Source organism: Vibrio mytili (assembly GCF_000830505.1).
Taxonomy (GTDB): Bacteria; Pseudomonadota; Gammaproteobacteria; order Enterobacterales; family Vibrionaceae; genus Vibrio; species Vibrio mytili.
Genome location: NZ_JXOK01000026.1, coordinates 1 through 17,231 on the forward strand (window position 1 = coordinate 1; position 17,231 = coordinate 17,231).

Below are 17,231 nucleotides of genomic sequence, written 5' to 3' on the forward strand. Positions count from 1 at the left end.
AATTCGGGAGCAATATCAATATTATCTTTAATGGCAAATTTAAGCCCATTAAGTGACCCACTGCTATATGGCTCTATTGTGAAGGTTTCAACAAATGCGCCAGAGGATAAAAAGTTGTACATGGTTGTTCCTATGTCTATTATTGCAAGGGTGAGAATATTATTCGTTTTATAAATTTGAGCGTTTAAAATCACACATCAAAGCAATTAGTCAGGATAAACAACAATACCCAGTGCTTCGAGAAGCTGTTCTTGCTGCCAAGCTGCAATTTTGATACCTGATGTATCGACTTTTCGGGGATCTAAACCGTCGAGTTCGGCGTGGCATAAATTGGCACCTTGTAGGCTAAATTGCCCCCAGACATCTTCGGAAAAAACACCTCGACTTAAGTCTGACTCTTTCAGTGATGCACCCGCTAGATGAGTTCCTATCCAGCGATTTTCAAACAACTCACATCTTTCTAAACAAACCCGCTCCATATTGGCATAGGAAAGATTACATCCAGTAATAAAGGCTGAGCAAAAGTACATACGATTACTCACTTGATTGGCAAAGTTTGTTCGGGAAAAGTTGGCACCTTTTAAATCACACGCACGGAACTCAATACCGTAGCAATTGGCGTTACTGAAGTTTGCCATCGCAAGTTGGCATTGTTGGAAACTTGCATCACGAAGATCTGCAACATCAAAGTGGCAACCTTCGATATCACCCTGTTCAATGAACTTGCAGTTGACGAATGTCGTATCGCGCAAGTTAGCACGTCGAAAGTCGCTGCGAATAAATGTGCAAGCAGTGAAGGTGAGAGCACTTAAGTCTTTATGTGAAAAGTTGTGGTGCCGATATGTATGATTGTAGGTTTCCATGAGTACTCCTTGCTGAACTGAGGGCAAGCCTACCATTATACATATGCGAAGACATCAGAATAAAACCCTGTTATATCAACACATTACAACCCCTCAATTTACCTGTTTTAAGGGGGCAAATTGGCGCGTAGAGCACCTATCGCTCTAACATTAGTATGCGGCGCTGTTGAAAAAAGTTATTCGCTCTAGATTGGGGCAGGCGAGCTGTGCTTTATTAGCAAGCGCTTGGCCACAGTCCCATTTTATCTTTAGTGAATCGCCAGCTAGAAATTAGACAGCTCCAAGTTTAGGTTAAGAATGTAATGAAACAAATGCAGCCTTTCTCATTAGCGATAGAGTTATCTAGAACATTTTGGGGCATAAATGAGTCAGCTCACTATTGGCTGACTCAATGATAGGCAAACTAGTGTCAGAACTTATCGGTGCTGACACAGAATCACTCAGTAAGAATTGGACGGAAAAAGCTACGTTCATAACTCACTACGCAGTCCGTTTCTTCTGCATACTTGAATGCAGCTTTACAATTTTCGTCTGATGCCGAGTCATGACGGTATTTTTCATAGTCGGATAAAGATGGAAATGAAAACAATGCCATTGCAATGTTATTCGCTCCTTCCGACGGTAAAAAATACCCATGATGTATACCACCAAACTGTTCAACGAGTGGAATCCACATACGGGCATGTTCAAATTCAGGGATTTTCTTAGGGTCAATAACGTATCTAACGTAACAGGTGATCACTGACAGCTCCTTCTTTTTCTATAGGCTACTCACATCCTGAGTATTAGATAAATTTGGTCAGTGAATCTGGAATTCAAGCTAAGCAATTGAAGTTAGTAACACCGAATAGGGCAAATTTGAGCTATCTACATCAGCTAGCTCATTAAGGCCGCTAAGTGTTTCTCATTGAATTCAGACAAACTCTGTAATTTTAGGTGTGATTCAGAAAAATCTTGCTGATATCTGTCTGGATGGGGGACAACAATGGTTTTGATATTCGCTCTCGTTGCTGCGAGCATTCCTGAGTACGAGTCTTCAAACGCAATACAGTGAGCGGCCTCAACACCTAACTTATTGATTGTCGATAAATAGACATCTGGCTCGGGTTTGCCTTTTTTGACATCGTCAGAAGAAGATATTGCATCAAAGAAACTCGCTATACCTAACTTATTCAATATGACAGGGATAAGTTGATACGGCGAGTTTGTTGAAAGTCCTATCTTCATACCTTTGCTTCTGAGCAAGGAAAGAGTTCTACTTACACCCTGTAACTCGCTCCCCCTTTCTTCAACTAAAGCTTCGACCCTATTTATGACAGCATTCTCCACGTCATCAAGATGCAGATCAGACCAAGGATAGAGTTTAAACCAGAACTGTGTAACCTCTCTCGTTGTCATCTTAGCTGTTTGCGCAGCTAACTCGTCAGTTACTTTCACACCAAGGGAAGAAAATACCTCTCGTTCCGCGAGTTGCCAAAGTGGTTCAGAGTCAATCAATAAACCATCCATATCAAAAATTGCTGCTTGTATCACTATGCTTTATCCCAAGTGTTGTTTTAACTACTGCTAGAAACTTTGAGCCTCTCCCTGGCGCGATTCAAGAGCATAACATGTAAATTGAAGTGGTGTGATACAACGTGTGACTTGCGAGTAATACTGATGGCTTGATGCGTTCGCTCTATCATCAAACATGTAACTGATGATAGAGGTAACCTATATATCAAGAGATAAATGACTGGCTATGATTTTTCGTTAAGAAATTTTGAACGTACATTCTAAATAACTAGATATATTAAAACGAATCTCAGGCGTAAGATACACCTCATAGAAAATTAGCCAGACTTAGAGGTCGTCATGATTCAAAGAACAAAAGCAAAAGTAATGGGTGCACCAACGCCAATGGCGGGCTTAGCACTTGGTATTGCGAGCTTAGGTTGGAGTTGGGAAAACTTCGCTGAATTACATGGCTATGGACAGTGGATTAGCGCAGGTATTGCCAGTGTATTGCTAGGCATATTGGCGGTTAAATTTCTTTTTCACAATCATCTGTTGAGACAAGATCTTGCCCATCCTGTGGTTGGCAGCGTTGTTCCAACTTTTGTGATGGGAACTATGGTGGTATCCAATTCATTAGGACACTTTTTCCCGATTGCAGGTGATGCACTTTGGTTGTTTGCAGTGTTGTTACACATAGTGTTCTTGGTGACTTTTTTGTACCATCGTGCGAAAAATTTCGAACTTCACCACATGGTACCAAGTTGGTTTGTACCCCCTGTTGGTATTATTGTGGCTGATGTTTCGTTCTCTGGAAATCTGTTGCTTGCGCCAATTGCGCATGGTGCATTGGTGTTTGGTATGCTCGCTTACGCGGTGATGTTACCAATGATGATTTACCGCTTTATGTTTACTCATGAGATCCCAGATGAGGCTAAACCAACCATGGCAATTTTAGCGGCGCCAGCGAGCCTATCGTTGGCTGGTTACTTAACCGTTACAGCTACACCATCACCCGTGATTCTTGCTCTACTATTTGGTATCTCAGTCTTGATGACAGCCATCATCTACTTAGCCTTCTTCAAATTGTTAAGGCTGCCATTTAGTCCTGGTTATGCAGCGTTTACTTTCCCGATGGTCATTGGAGCAACGGCACTGTTTAAAATGGCCAATTGGATGGAAGCGCACGGTCTATCGGCTGACTATGTCCACCAAGTTCGTGGTTTAGCAGGGTTGGAGTTGATTGTTGCGACAATTGTGGTTACTTATGTCTCTCTACAATACATTAATAACCTATTGATCCAGAAGCCTTTGATGGCAGCGCCTCAGGCCTAAATTGATAGGCAAAATTCAGCTTCATCATTTAGTTTGTCATGAGACTTTTTGTTGCTGAACCATCTCTTGTCAGTGGATTTGTCGTTCCAAAATACGTTGAAAGTCTTTTAATTAAAGCCAGTAAGTTATGTTACTGGCTTCTTCTTTGCCAAATCACTTTCTCAACATGTGGGTTCTATAAAAGGAATGGGACAATAATATCTGCGACGTGCGTATGAATTATTATAGACCTGATATGCATAGAATAATATTGGTGGTATTACACTTATCACGTCAATGTATGGCATATATTGCGCCTAACGGATGTAGTGAGCAACGCCGGCCACCTAGCCTAATTCATTGTGCCGTAATACACTTTGTAAAGATATGGTCGTCAAAAACACTTCCTCGAATCACATAAGCGTCCTTTACGACCTCTGAGAGGCAAAATCCACACTTTTCGAGCACTTTCTCCGAGGCAACGTTGCTTCTGTCACTACGGCTTTGTAGCGAGAAATTACGCCAAAAGAAGTTGACCACCTCAATACCGCTTGAAGTGACTCAGTAGCGTACCCTTTACCATGAAACATTGGGAGGAATAGGTAACCAACCTCCGCAACTCCATCGGATAGACGCAACCCTGTTACTCCTACCTTCTTGCCTGTTTCTATCTCGATGATCGTTAAACACAACCAATGCTCCGAGCCGATTGACCATGGTGGCAGCCGAGACTCAAACCTATCTTTTATCTCTACCACACTTGGCTCATCAAAACATAAGCTGATGACATCAGGGTTTGAGTGAAGGCGTTGAAATAGATTCCAGTCATTATCTGACAGCTGCCTTAATATCAATCGCTCTGTATGTATCGCTATACTCATTTAACTCACTATTAATATTCTTTGCCAAATGCCTATAATGCGTTTAATCATGAAGAAAACAAAGTCACAGTTTGTTCTCATTGATACTACCGAGAGAGCTTAAAGCCAAAACTCGCATACTCAAAATACGTTTCAACGATAAAAAAATGCCCTGCATGAGCAGGGCATTATCAATTGTGAGTCATTATTTCATTTCTACCCAGTACTCTTTGTTTGCTTCAAGTAAATCCTCCAAAATCTCTTTTGCTACTTTGGCACTAGGGATGGTTGCGGACAGCGTCAGCGCTTGCCATAGTTTTTGTTTAGAACCCTGAACGTGCGCTTGAACAACCAGTTTTTCTACCGATACTTGCTGATTCATCATCCCTTTTTGAAACTCAGGGATTTCTCCAATTTGCAGCGGCTTAGCGCCCGTGTTGTCAACGATACATGGAATTTCAACCATTGCTGTTGGATCAAAGTTATTAATCGCACCATTGTTGGGCACTATAAGTAGCATGCGTTCTTTGGTGTTGAACGCAATGGCTGTCGCCAAATCAACAATATATGAAGCGTGCTCTTCCACTTCGATCGTCGTATCTCTCGCAGTACCATTGGCGATGATACGATGACATTCGGTAAACACTTCCTTCTCGCGGCCATCCATGACTTCATTTGCACGGGTGAACTCTTTGTTAGAGTGTTCTACGACGTAATCAGGATACATGTAATATTTTAGGTATGTGTTCGGAATAGTCTCAGGATCAAGTGCATACACATCACGTACTTTAATGAAAGTCTCCTTCCAAGATTCATCGGTGTGCTGAGCACCATTCATCGCACTTGGTGGCAAATATCCATATTGTTTAATATATTCTTTGATACGCGGCATGAGATCTTCACCGGTTGCCTTGTCTTTGAACTCTTTCCACCAACCAAAATGGTTAAGACCGTAGTACATGATGTCGAACTGCTTACGATCGTCATAACCTAAAATCTCTGCAATACGAGTTTCGATACCAATTGGCATATCACAGATGTTCAGTACTTTTGAGTTTGGACGCATAACACGGCAAGCTTCAGCTACAATCGCGGCTGGGTTTGAGTAGTTCAACATCCAAGCATTTGGCGAGTATTTCTCCATGTAATCAATTAATTCCATAACAGCAGGAATCGATCTCAGGCCATAAGCCATACCACCAGCGCCACATGTTTCTTGTCCCACACAGCCGTGACGAAGTGGAATCTTCTCGTCTTGTTCGCGCATGGCGTAAAGTCCTGCTCTGATGTGAGCCATGCAAAAATCGATGTCACTAAACGCCTCTTCTGGGTCAGTTGTGTAAGAAAATTCGATATGCGGCGCTCGTTCTTGAAGTAAGATTTTACAAGCTTCAGCCACGGTTTCCTGGCGTGCCGCAAAGTTATCGTAGAATTTCAGTTTGCGAATAGGAAAACGCTCCTGGTTTTCTAGCAGCATCATTACGATGCCAGGAGTAAATGTTGAACCACCGCCTGCAATAACAACTGAGAATTCTTTTTTCATAATATGCCTCTCTTTTTTCGGGCAACGCTTTCGCCGCCGCTACAATAATTGTTTAAAGTTATTTGCTTCTAATTGGCTTCTAATTAGCCGAGCTAAGCGTTAATTCTTCCGTTCGTTGCTCTGACTTATATTCGTTAATAATCTTTTCGCACTCCTCACGTAGCTGGGGCACATTCAAGCCGATGATCACTTGTACAGCATTGCCATTTTTTACTAAGTTCACCGCGCCAGTATCTATAAAATATTCAGCAGGATTGACTTTGCTTGCATCTTCCACGGTCACACGTAAGCGAGTGGCACAGTTGCTTAAATCTGCAATATTTACGACACCACCTAAGCCATGAATAGTCTCAAATGCTTGGATTTGTAGTGGGCTAGTACCTTGATTGTCTTTACTGGTAATCCCGTACTTTTTATTAAAGTCTTCTTTGGTATGCAGTTTCATTTCGCCTTTGCCTCGACCTGCAATTGGCACATCAAACCGAATGATTAGGTACTTGAATACGAAGTAGTAAAGGACGGTAAAACATAAGCCAATTGCGATTTGTGTGGTCACCATACTGGTGTGATTGCCAAGTAATGGAATCCAATTCCCCGTTGCAACTTCAATCAAGCCACCGCCCATAGTGCCTGCAAGCAATGCGTGAATAGCAAATAGCCAAGGTGCAATAAAAAGAAACGTGAACTCGAGTGGCTCAGTGATACCAACCAGCACTGCGGTTAATGTGGCCGGGATAAGTAACGCTGCAACTTTTTTACGGTTTTCTGGTTTTGCTGTGTGGTACATCGCAAGCGCAATACCTGTACAACCAAAAATCTTGGAATTACCGTGCAATGCAAATCCACCTGCTGGGAAAAGGTCTTTCATCGCTTGGCTAGACTGAGTGAACACTTCTAGATTGGTAAACCAGTCAACGGTAATACCATTTGGCGTCGCCACATTACCGAACACGAACGGAGCATATACAAAGTGATGTAACCCTGTTGGGATTAAGATGCGTTCAAGAAATGTATATAACCAAACTCCAAACGAGCCAGACTCAACCATAAAGTATTGTAAATTCAGAATCCCATGTTGAATTGAAGGCCAAATGAACAACGTTAACCAAGCTGAAGGAAGCATAGCGAAGAACGAAAGCATCGCGACGAAAGAGGCCCCTTGGAAAATGCCTAAGTATGAAGGTAGCTGCTTTTCAAAGGTGCGGTTATGTATATAAGTCACCAAAGCGGAAATAATAATTGCGCCAAAAATACCAGTATCGATGGTTTTGATACCTGCAATTTCAGTTAACCCTGAAGTTCCACCAATGGATTGAGAAAAATCGACACCAAAAAATTCCCCCCAAACACTTCCCATTGCACCGATAAAGTAGTTGAAGGTTAAGTATGAAACCATCACCACCATGACTGCTCTGGCATGGGCGGTTTTTGCTAAACCAATTGGTAATCCAACCGCAAACAATAGCGCCATATTACGGAAGATGGTCCAGCCACCTTCTTCAATCACTTGTAACACTTGATAATAAAGGCCGCTTTTATCGGCCAAATCACCAACAAAAATCGGGTTTTTGAGAACAATGGTTAGTCCTACTAATATCCCGACAAACGGAAATAGTAAAACAGGGGTAAACATTGCTCCGCCTAAACGTTGTATCGCACTCAACATGGCAGGATCCTTAATTTATTATTTATTCATCTTCACAGTGTTCCGTCTTTCGACACTGTCAAATTACTCCCGCGCCCAAAACAATACAAATTAAATACAATTAATTTGTGATCTGATACAAATAAAGAACAACCATTGAGATTTAGGTCACATTGCATAACCTATAAATAACCTTTACGTGTTTTATATGCACTTAAAAACCGCATAAATGCGATACAGAGCGACAAAGGTCATTGATTTGTATTATCTGCGATGTGATAATTTCGTCAGTAATTAGAGAGGTAACTTATGCTGTATAAACAAATCATGCAGGAGATAAAAAACCGTATTGATTCAGATGAATTTGCAATTGGTGATACGCTTCCGACGGAAAAAGCTTTGGTTGAACAATACTCAGTTAGTCGTATTACCATTCGAAAAGCAATTGATGAACTGGTGAAGCTAGGCTTAGTAGAAAAGCGCCAAGGGGCCGGAACAACCATCATTGGTAAAACGATGGTTGGCTCAATGTTGGAATTAAAAAGTACAAGTGAATACTTTACTGATTCAAGTAGCAGCCTTGAGTACAAGATCGTTGAGTTTACTGTTATTGATGCCGACGAAGAGTTAGCACAGATTTTACAGTTAGAAAGAGGTGAAAAAGTCTACTTTATCCGTCGTTTCAAACTAATCAATGGCGTGCCTTCTGTCTACGAAGACTCATATATGGCAATGGCGATGTACCCCAAAATGAAGGTTATGTCTCTAGAAGGGTCTAAATACGCCTACTTAGAAAACGAACTTGGTTTTGAAATCGATGGTGCATATCAAGACTTTGAGGCCATTATGCCCACTCAACACATGTGTGAGATATTAGGAGTAGATAAGAACAAACCCTTGATGTGCATCTCATCAGTCGGCATTCTTACTGATGGTCGAGTGTTTGAATATACACGCATTGTATCGAAGCCAGAAACGATGTCTTACAAACATTATCTCAAACGCTGTAAATAGTTGATCTTACTGATCGAATGAAATGCTCTGCTTCCGATATTTTCTTCACAAACGGGCCAAATATCGCAATTGGCTTCTCTATTTGCGATACCGCAGATAAGGCTGGCTCTACTGTGAGAAACCGGATCAACGCAACCAATAATACCTGTTAGTAATAATCGAGGTTAATTAGTCGAAGTTGAGCTCTTTATGAAGCCAAGATTTAAATGCATTAATTCTTAGCGCGCGTGAAGAAGCAGGATCGCTAATGACAGTATATCGAATACCTGGATTCAACCCGATATCAAAAGGCTTGGTTAGCAAGCCGCGCTCGACAAAATCTGCCGAAATGCTTTCCGTCGCTAGGCAAGCCCCATGTCCAGCGACAACAGCGTTGATTGCCATATCAAAGGTACTCACTTCCATCCATTGAAGCACTTCTCTTTTCGTGCTGACATTAGCACTTTGAAACCATTGCTCCCAGCTAAACGATGCCGAGTGAAAGTCAATCAACCAACAGTTGAGCAATTGTTCTGGTCGAACAAAGTTGATGGACTCGGCAAGTTGGGGCGAGCAATAAGGATAGATCGCTTCTTCAAACAATGACTCTTGCTCTAAATCTAGGTGTTCGACACGCTCATCTCCCTGCCATATTAATACGTCGGTTTCAGTATGCCGAATATCAATATCCTTGACGGTTTGCACTCGAATCGGGATGTGTGGGAACGCCATCGTGAATTTCCACAACCTAGGCATCAACCAACGCGTTGAGAATGAACGCGGAGCACTCACATTGAGTATGCCTTCCAAAGGTTCATTCTGAATCCTATTCAGCCCAGTTATGATGTGTTTAAAGCCATCATTAACATGATGTTGAAGGATTTTCCCTTTGTCAGTCAGGTGCATTTCTCGTCCGCGACGAATAAACAATTTGCACCCTAAACGCTCTTCAAGCTGGCGTAATTTTTGGCTAATCGCAGCTTGGGTTACGTGTAACTCTTCAGCTGCTTTACTATAGCTTTTTAGTCGCGAGGCAGACTCAAAATAGTGAAGTGCCGAAAGGAAACGAAGTCGGTTGTCCATAAGCTGTACTTATACTTCCCGTAATAAATGGTTGTTCGTAACTGGTCTTCATAGTCTTGATAATAAAGGTATCTAATCCAGAATCAAGGCTCGACGAATGTTAAACTTTAGGCTAACCCAAAAGGGAAAACTCTTTAATATACTGAAAAACATATGCTTAAAATTGTTATTTCGTCGGAATCGAAATCAGGTTACGAATCTCACACCTCATATCCGAAAAGACATTGGGCTCCATCATGAAGAAGGAGAAAACACACACTTTTCGAGGTTTTTATAATTTAAACTAATTGGTATAAAAACAAAAAACGGTTCTCTCAATACACATGAATAAAGGAAAGTAAAGATATGGACATCGTGATTGATGATTTATCCGGTGGTGAAGTGATCCACTTGTTGGAAGAGCACCTTGCAGACATGTATGCCAACTCGCCACCAGAGAGTGTTCATGCTCTAGATGTCGAAAGCCTTAAGTCACCCGACATTACCTTTTTTAGTGCCTGGATAGGAGGTGAATTACAAGGCTGCCTTGCCATAAAACAACTGACCCCAGAGCACATAGAGTTAAAATCGATGAGAACGTCATCCTTGGCGAGACGCTCGGGTGTGGCTAGTGCACTCCTAACTCATGCACTCAACACCGCGATTGAAAATGGTTATCGAAAAGTGAGCTTAGAAACAGGTTCCCAAGCTTTTTTTAAACCCGCGCGTAACTTGTACGAAAAGTTTGGGTTTTGCTATTGCGAGCCTTTTGCCGGCTATACAGAAGATCCCATGAGTCGATTTATGACAAAAACGCTGAGTGAGAAAACCACCGCGTGATCACACGTTGTATTCTGGCATTGCTTCGAACCATTTTCCTATGCTCTCCGTATCAAGCACCGGATGAGGCTCAATGCCGGTAATCAACACAATATCGACGGCAGGCAATGAAGGCATATTATCGAGAATCTTTAGATCGCTAGTGACACTTATCCTGCCCATCGCTCCGACAGCCATTCCTGCACGGACAATCGCTCGCTGAGCAGAGGCAGTATTGCTACACGCCAGCAATCGATAAGCCGTGCCTCGCTTCGTTAAACTATCAATCGCTGCGGCGTGGTACTTACAGTCAGTCTGAAATAATGCCAAAGGCAAAGGCTCGGCGTCATTGAATGTGAAATCGGGATGGCAAATCCACACACCTTTATCACTGGTAAGCCAGTAGCCTTCTTCACTGTCCGGCGCCCGAGTCACAATCGCCGCATCCAGTTTTCCCTGATCCAGTTTCTCTCTCAGGCTAATACTAGGTTCACTGTACACATGAATAGAACATGTCGGCTCCGCTTGCTGTAGAACACGAATCACATGCGGCAAAATATTATCGTTGTAATCTTCTGGGCAACCCAACCGGAATGGGCGTTTATTCTCATACCGCTTTACTTGCTTGAGCGCTTGATTGTGTAACCTAACAAGTTGCTCCGCATGGGAACGAAGGGCTAACCCAGCTTCACTTAAGACCAGGTTACGACCATGTTTCTCAAATAAGCTTACTCCGAGTTCCTCTTCTAACTTACGCATTTGAGCGCTAAACGCAGACTGGGTGCGATTGATTTGTCGGGAGGCTCGGGTAAAGCTGCCTGTCTCTACGAAAGCAAGATAACTGCGTAAGGCATCGATATCCATGTCGAAAGTTCATCCATCGTTTTTGTGAAAGTATTCCATCAAAACTATCCGTTAGTTCACTGGAAAACAATCAGATATTGTTATTTCATTCTTCGCAACACCCCATCGCATGGAGGCTCAAATGCAATTGTTTATTGGTAATCAAAACTACTCAAGCTGGTCACTGCGTGCCTGGCTGATCTTCTCTCAATATGATCTAAATGTGGAAGTGACCAAGCTGAAACTGTTCACTGAAGATTTCTACCGAACCTTGGAAGGCATCACACCAACCGCTAAAGTCCCAACCCTAGTTCATAACAATATCACAGTATGGGATTCACTCGCGATTTTGGAGTACGTGAACGAACAACTGCTACAAGGAAAAGCGTGGCCAAGTCATGCGGCAGAAAGAGCAAAAGCACGGGCAATAGCATCGGAAATGCATTCCGGCTTTACCGACCTCAGGAATGAGCTGCCGATGAATATCCGAGCTCGCAGAAACGTAACACTCAGTGCAGGCGCGATGAAGGATATTGCTCGTATCGACGCGATTTGGTCAGAGCAAGCCAAACAGTATCCGCAAGGATGGCTATTCGGCGAATGGTCTATCGCTGATGCCATGTACGCACCAGTAGCACTACGTTTTCAAACCTATGGTATTGAGCTTTCCGAAAGTGCGAGCGCTTACCAACGCAAAGTGTTGACCAGTGCATCGCTGCAACCGTGGTTGAAACAAGCGAGTTTAGAAACCGACATTGTGGAAGAAGATGAAGCCGGTGAGGAGGTTTGATAACTCGCTTGCTTCTTCCCGTTGAATACCAATCTCATCCGGATTGGTATAAACGCTGAGTGGTTTGAGGTTGTTTGGGTATATGCTGTATTCTTGTCTCCTTGTTCAACGAGTCGAGAAGCACATGTCACCAATACAGTTTTCGAAAGGCAATCTCACCGCTCACCAGCAAAATCAATTGACCGCTGGCTTTGAGTCCCATAGCCAAACCCAACTCGCGCCTCCTTATCACAAAGAACGGTTCAACTGGACGGTTCAGGATGAACAAGGCAATCTCATTGCGGTACTTACCGCTGATTTACTCTGGGATTGGCTTTATATCGATGAGCTTTGGGTTGACGACAGCTGTCGCGGGACCGGAATGGGGAAACAGTTAATGGTTCAAGCAGAGACGCATGCGAAAACACTCGAGTTATCCGGTTTATGGCTCTGGACGCAAAGCTGGCAGGCACCTGGTTTTTACCAACGACTGGGCTTTGAAGAGTTTGCTCGTTTAGACGATTTTCCCAAAGGTCATAGCCGAATCGGGCTAAGAAAAAACCTATAACCCCCCTACTTGCTAGTCATGCAAACACATATGGCAATTCACTGCCTCTTTATCCAATAACAAGGTGGTGATTGCTAAATCTCCATAGCAACACCACGCTAAGATTTGATAGAAAGACCGCAATGATCACACGCTAAACCTGCCTACCTCTTCCAACACCATGTTTTTAAATAATAAATACAAAAGTAAGAATACTCTGACAAAAGGGTCCGATTCCTGCATTAATTTCGTGACTGAAATTTATTGGTCATAGCAACGAGAATCGACTCAAGTTTTTAGTCATATCAGTCGAAACATCTACAGTAAGCAATAAAAACAAAAACAATAAATAAGCTCATATAGCGACCTTACCAGTGTTGCCTCAGTCGGAGAGATCATGCTCATAGACTAAGCAACGCAGGGGGAATATGAACAACAATAAGCATCTATTAATCATGGGGCATATATGTTTAAGAACTTGTCACTAAAAAACAAACTGGCGATCTCCGCCAGTGCTGCCATTATCCTCGGGGGAGTGTTGGTTGAAGGGTTGTCTTTCAGAGACTCTCTGCAAAGACTCGATATCGAAGTCGCACAGCGCTTAGAAAGCACCAGCACATCTTACAATCAATATGTAAGTGATTGGCTAACCTCTAAAGAACGTGCACTGACGGCACTTTCTCAAGACGCAGAGCCTTCATCACTTGTGACCCATTTAAAACAAGTTAGAGATTCTGGCGCCTTTGATAATGTATTTTTGGCCTACCCGGACGGGTCACAAAAAAACGCTAACGGTGTGATTTTACCGCCAGGAAACAATGATCCTCGTAAGTGGGGTTGGTACATCAACGCTAAAGCGGACCCTAGTTCCGTGTTTATGGATAATCCGACTGTCGCGGCAGCGACCGGGGCCAATGTCGTTTCCCTAGGGAAAGCATTGCAGTTGCATGGTCAAACCGTGGTACTGGGTGCTGACGTTGAGATCACGGACATCCTCAACAGTCTTAACCAAGTCATCCTTCCTGGTAAAGGCTATATGTTTATCGCCAACCAAGACGGCAATATCTTTACGCACAATAATACTAAACTGCTTAACCAACCTTTGAGCAAGCTTGGTTTAAATAGCAACGACCTTAAATCGGCGTCAGGGGCCGGCATCAGTCACCGAGTTACGATCAATGGGGAAGACTACGTCATCTACTCAAAACCGATCAAGGGAACAAAACTAACAACGGTGACCGTCGTCGATCACAGCTCGTTGGTGAAGCCAATATACGATGCCGTTTGGGACCAAATTATAGCAACCAGTATCGTAGTGATCATCTGTGTGGCACTGTTTAACTTGTTGTGTAATATCCTGTTCCGTCCATTGTACAACGTGTCTAACGCTTTATCGCAAATCGCTAACGGTAGTGGGGATCTCACCCAGCGTATTCAGGTAGAGAATCATGATGAAGTGGGCAAGTTGGCAGAAAACTTTAACTTGTTTGTCGAAAGCTTGCATCAACTGATCGGTCATATTCGAACACAAGCAGAAGAACTCAACCAACAGTCGGAACATAGTACAACTCGTGCGAACCAATCGGTGACGGATTTAAACCACCAGCAACAAGAAATTGCGATGGTGGCGACTGCCGTAACAGAAATGGCATCAGCAACTCAAGAGATTGCGTCTCATGCAGAACAAACCGCGAAAGCTGCGCAAGATTCCTCATCAAGTACTCAGAACGGTCATGAGTTGGTGATCAATACGAAATCATCAATCAACAACCTGTCGTCTGAGGTAAATGAAGCCAGCATGGTCATTGGCGATCTGAATCAGCACGCGCAGGACATTTCTACCGTACTGTCTACGATTCGAGACATCGCAGAACAAACCAACTTATTGGCTCTTAACGCGGCAATCGAAGCGGCCCGCGCAGGGGAACAAGGACGTGGTTTTGCGGTTGTGGCGGATGAAGTTCGCGTTCTATCTCAACGAACCCATACGTCGACTGAAGAGATCCGCACAACCATCGAGACACTGCAACAAACCACACAAAAAGCCGTAACTATTATGGAAAAGAGCTCTGAACTGGCCCAAGGTTCGGTAGAAGATGCCGATCGTGCAGCGCTTGCACTGGATGAAATCAATTCCGCGGTCGCACTGATCAGTGATATGGCAACGCAAATCGCAACGGCCGCAGAGGAACAAACACACGTGACCAATGAGATTACGCAAAACGTGACATCGATTAAAGATGTCACCGATCAGCTTGTCGTGGGAGCCGAAGATTCGATGAGCCAATCTTCCGAGCTCAAATCCCAAGCAGAAAGCCTAAACTCAAAAGTAGCGACATTTAAGTTATCCTAATACCAGCACGATAAATCAACGATAATAAAAACCCCGCTGAGTCATCACGGGGTTTTTTATTATCAAGGGTGCGTAAACACTTGCTGCATGGCTCTGTTCACAGAGGCATATTAACTGGGAACAGATTTCAACTCCGCAGAGCTCGCGACTTGCTTACGTCGTTCTCCCATTACGAGGAGTAAACGTTGCAGCCCAATGAAGCCAAACAGCAAAATGCCGACAATGATTTTTGTCCACCAAGAGCTCAATGTACCGTCAAAGGTAATGTAGGTTTGAATTAAGCCTTGAATGAGCACGCCGAACAGCGAGCCTAGCACCGTGCCGACCCCACCGGAGAGCAACGTCCCACCAATTACAACCGCGGCAATGGCATCCAGTTCAACCCCAACCCCAGCGAGTGGGTAACCCGCAGAAGTATAGATAGAGAACACAATACCAGCACAAGTCGCCAAAAAGGTAGAGAGCATATAAATGCCAATGACTGTTCTGCGCACTGGCACGCCCATCAATCCAGCCGAGGTCGCATTACCACCAACGGCATAGACATTGTTACCAAAGCGGGTGCGGTGGGCGAGCAAGATACCAGCGACCACGACAACAAGCATGATCACCGCCATCAGACTCAAGCGTCCCCCGCCCCATATATGCCATGCTGTGCGAGAAAGCTCTTTAAACACCGGATCTTGAATAGGAATGGATTGCTCTGAAATTAAAAAGCTAGCCCCACGTAAAAAGAACATCCCAGCCAGCGTGACGATAAACGCAGGGATCTTTAATGTATCGATGATCCAGCCCATAAAGCCACCAAACAGCATACCCATGATCAGCACAATGCCCATGGCAAAGAACGGGTCAAAGCCCCACTCACCGATCATGGTTGCCATGAATACGCCCGTAAACGCCACGACGGAACCCACAGACAAATCAATACCGCCAGAGAGGATCACAAACGTCATGCCAACGGCAAGAATTCCCAAAAAGGCATTATCAGTCAGAATATTACAGATCACTCGGGTCGTCATGAACGCAGGAAACTCAAGCGCACAAAAGACATAACCAATACAGAAAACACAAATCGTAATAAACAGAGGAAAGTTACGTTTAATCATGATGGAATTTCCTCTTGATAGCTTGAATCACGGCTGGAGACTGCATCACTAGAACAGTCAGTACAACGACGGATTTAACGATGTGGTTCCACTGAGGTTGATAGCCAGAAAGCAAGATACCCGTGTTAATACTCTGGATAATAAATGCCCCAATCAATGCCAAGAATAAATTAAAGCGCCCTCCCATCAGAGACGTTCCGCCAATCACCACGGCAAGAATCGCGTCCATTTCGAGCCATAAGCCCGCATTGTTTGCGTCTGCACCTTTAATATCTGCTGCGACGATAATACCCGCAAGCGCGGCCATCAAACCACTCAACGCATACACAGACATCACGATGATCGGGGTATTTATCCCCGCGTTTTTGGCCGCTTTAATATTGATACCAACAGATTCAATGAACAGCCCGAGTGCGGTTTTTTTGGTTAAACACCAGATGCCAAGCATAGCAATAATCAACAATATGATCGGTGTCGGCAGCAACATGAACGATCCGCTACCAAACCAAGCTAAGGTGTCGTTATCAAAGGTCACAATCTGCCTTGCGTGATTAACTGTGCAATACCTCGCCCTGCAACCATTAATATCAAGGTGGCGACAATGGGCTGGATCTTAAATACCGCAACTAAAAAGCCATTCCACAAACCGCATGCGACACCTGATAACAAGGCGCAAACTAAAATGGTTTCTGGCGCGTAGCCTTGTGTTGCCATGCTTGCCATCACTGCCCCACTAATGGCCATGACCGCACCAACAGATAAGTCAATTCCGCCAGTCGCGATCACTAACGTCATTCCAATCGTTAAGAGCGCAACAGGCGCACCACGGTTAAAAATATCGATAACACTGCCAAATAAACGACCATCTTGAATATGAATCGAAAAGAAATTATCAGCGATTATCGCGTTTACTAAAAACAGACACAAAAGTGCCAATATCTGAGGTGCACCTTTAGGGAGGCTAAACCTCGACTTTGGTCGTGCACTTCCCTGAGTTGAAGGATTAATTGTTGTCAT

General features: G+C 43.7%; 14 protein-coding genes and 2 pseudogenes. 6 read left to right on the forward strand and 10 right to left on the reverse strand.

The genetic code is table 11. From position 1 onward, the window contains the following. Positions 1–206: 206 nt before the first annotated feature. The 3 genes from SU60_RS08245 to hxpB form a co-directional block, all read right to left on the reverse strand. Complete coding sequence (locus SU60_RS08245; protein WP_041155100.1) at positions 207–863, reverse strand: QnrS family quinolone resistance pentapeptide repeat protein; 657 nt, start codon at positions 861–863, stop codon at positions 207–209. 436 nt (positions 864–1,299) lie between these two features. Continuing rightward, a complete protein-coding gene (locus SU60_RS08250) occupies positions 1,300–1,605 on the reverse strand; it encodes an NIPSNAP family protein (protein WP_041155101.1) in 306 nt (101 codons plus the stop codon). A 134-nt stretch (positions 1,606–1,739) separates the two neighbouring features. Further along, complete coding sequence (gene hxpB, locus SU60_RS08255; RefSeq protein ID WP_041155102.1) at positions 1,740–2,396, reverse strand: hexitol phosphatase HxpB; 657 nt, start codon at positions 2,394–2,396, stop codon at positions 1,740–1,742. A gap of 321 nt (positions 2,397–2,717) precedes the next feature. On the opposite strand from hxpB, the gene SU60_RS08260 reads away from it, so the two are divergent. After that, entirely contained in the window at positions 2,718–3,692 is a 975-nt protein-coding gene (locus SU60_RS08260; RefSeq protein ID WP_041155103.1) for a TDT family transporter, read from the forward strand. 336 nt (positions 3,693–4,028) lie between these two features. Here the strand turns inward: SU60_RS08260 and SU60_RS08265 are convergent. The 3 genes and pseudogenes from SU60_RS08265 to SU60_RS08275 form a co-directional block, all read right to left on the reverse strand. Further along, positions 4,029–4,552 (reverse strand): annotated as a pseudogene (locus SU60_RS08265) (GNAT family N-acetyltransferase). 184 nt (positions 4,553–4,736) lie between these two features. Further along, positions 4,737–6,074, reverse strand: coding sequence for a 6-phospho-alpha-glucosidase (locus SU60_RS08270; protein ID WP_041155104.1), 1,338 nt, complete (start codon positions 6,072–6,074; stop codon positions 4,737–4,739). 79 nt (positions 6,075–6,153) lie between these two features. Further along, positions 6,154–7,740 carry an alpha-glucoside-specific PTS transporter subunit IIBC gene (locus tag SU60_RS08275; RefSeq protein WP_041155105.1) on the reverse strand — a complete coding sequence of 529 codons (1,587 nt, stop codon included), beginning with the start codon at positions 7,738–7,740 and terminating at the stop codon, positions 6,154–6,156. 288 nt (positions 7,741–8,028) lie between these two features. Between SU60_RS08275 and SU60_RS08280 the strand changes: the two genes are divergently transcribed. Next, positions 8,029–8,733: a GntR family transcriptional regulator gene (locus SU60_RS08280; protein WP_041155106.1), complete on the forward strand. Its 705-nt coding sequence runs from the start codon at positions 8,029–8,031 to the stop codon at positions 8,731–8,733. Between the two features lie 168 nt (positions 8,734–8,901). Here the strand turns inward: SU60_RS08280 and SU60_RS08285 are convergent, their stop codons facing one another. After that, entirely contained in the window at positions 8,902–9,795 is an 894-nt protein-coding gene (locus SU60_RS08285) for a LysR substrate-binding domain-containing protein (RefSeq protein WP_041155107.1), read from the reverse strand. Positions 9,796–10,140: 345 nt separating this feature from the next. Here SU60_RS08285 and SU60_RS08290 point away from each other — a divergent pair, with 345 nt between their 5' ends. After that, positions 10,141–10,614: a GNAT family N-acetyltransferase gene (locus SU60_RS08290; RefSeq protein WP_041155108.1), complete on the forward strand. Its 474-nt coding sequence runs from the start codon at positions 10,141–10,143 to the stop codon at positions 10,612–10,614. Here SU60_RS08290 and SU60_RS08295 read toward each other — a convergent pair whose 3' ends face one another. Next, positions 10,615–11,457 carry a LysR family transcriptional regulator gene (locus SU60_RS08295; protein ID WP_041155109.1) on the reverse strand — a complete coding sequence of 281 codons (843 nt, stop codon included), beginning with the start codon at positions 11,455–11,457 and terminating at the stop codon, positions 10,615–10,617. A 121-nt stretch (positions 11,458–11,578) separates the two neighbouring features. Here SU60_RS08295 and SU60_RS08300 point away from each other — a divergent pair, with 121 nt between their 5' ends. The 3 genes from SU60_RS08300 (at position 11,579) to SU60_RS08310 (ending at position 15,105) form a co-directional block, all read left to right on the forward strand. Beyond that, positions 11,579–12,226, forward strand: coding sequence for a glutathione S-transferase family protein (locus tag SU60_RS08300; RefSeq protein WP_041155110.1), 648 nt, complete (start codon positions 11,579–11,581; stop codon positions 12,224–12,226). Positions 12,227–12,350: 124 nt separating this feature from the next. Then, positions 12,351–12,773, forward strand: coding sequence for a GNAT family N-acetyltransferase (locus tag SU60_RS08305; protein ID WP_041155111.1), 423 nt, complete (start codon positions 12,351–12,353; stop codon positions 12,771–12,773). Positions 12,774–13,218: 445 nt separating this feature from the next. Then, positions 13,219–15,105, forward strand: a complete 1,887-nt coding sequence (locus SU60_RS08310; RefSeq protein ID WP_041155112.1) for a methyl-accepting chemotaxis protein — start codon at positions 13,219–13,221, stop codon at positions 15,103–15,105. Positions 15,106–15,215: 110 nt separating this feature from the next. Here the strand turns inward: SU60_RS08310 and yjfF are convergent, their stop codons facing one another. Both yjfF and ytfT read right to left on the reverse strand, forming a co-directional pair. Then, a complete protein-coding gene (gene yjfF / locus SU60_RS08315; protein ID WP_041155113.1) occupies positions 15,216–16,214 on the reverse strand; it encodes a galactofuranose ABC transporter, permease protein YjfF in 999 nt (332 codons plus the stop codon). Further along, a pseudogene (gene ytfT / locus SU60_RS22755) lies at positions 16,207–17,231 on the reverse strand (galactofuranose ABC transporter, ATP-binding protein YtfT). The gene yjfF and the pseudogene ytfT overlap by 8 nt, the downstream one beginning before the upstream one ends.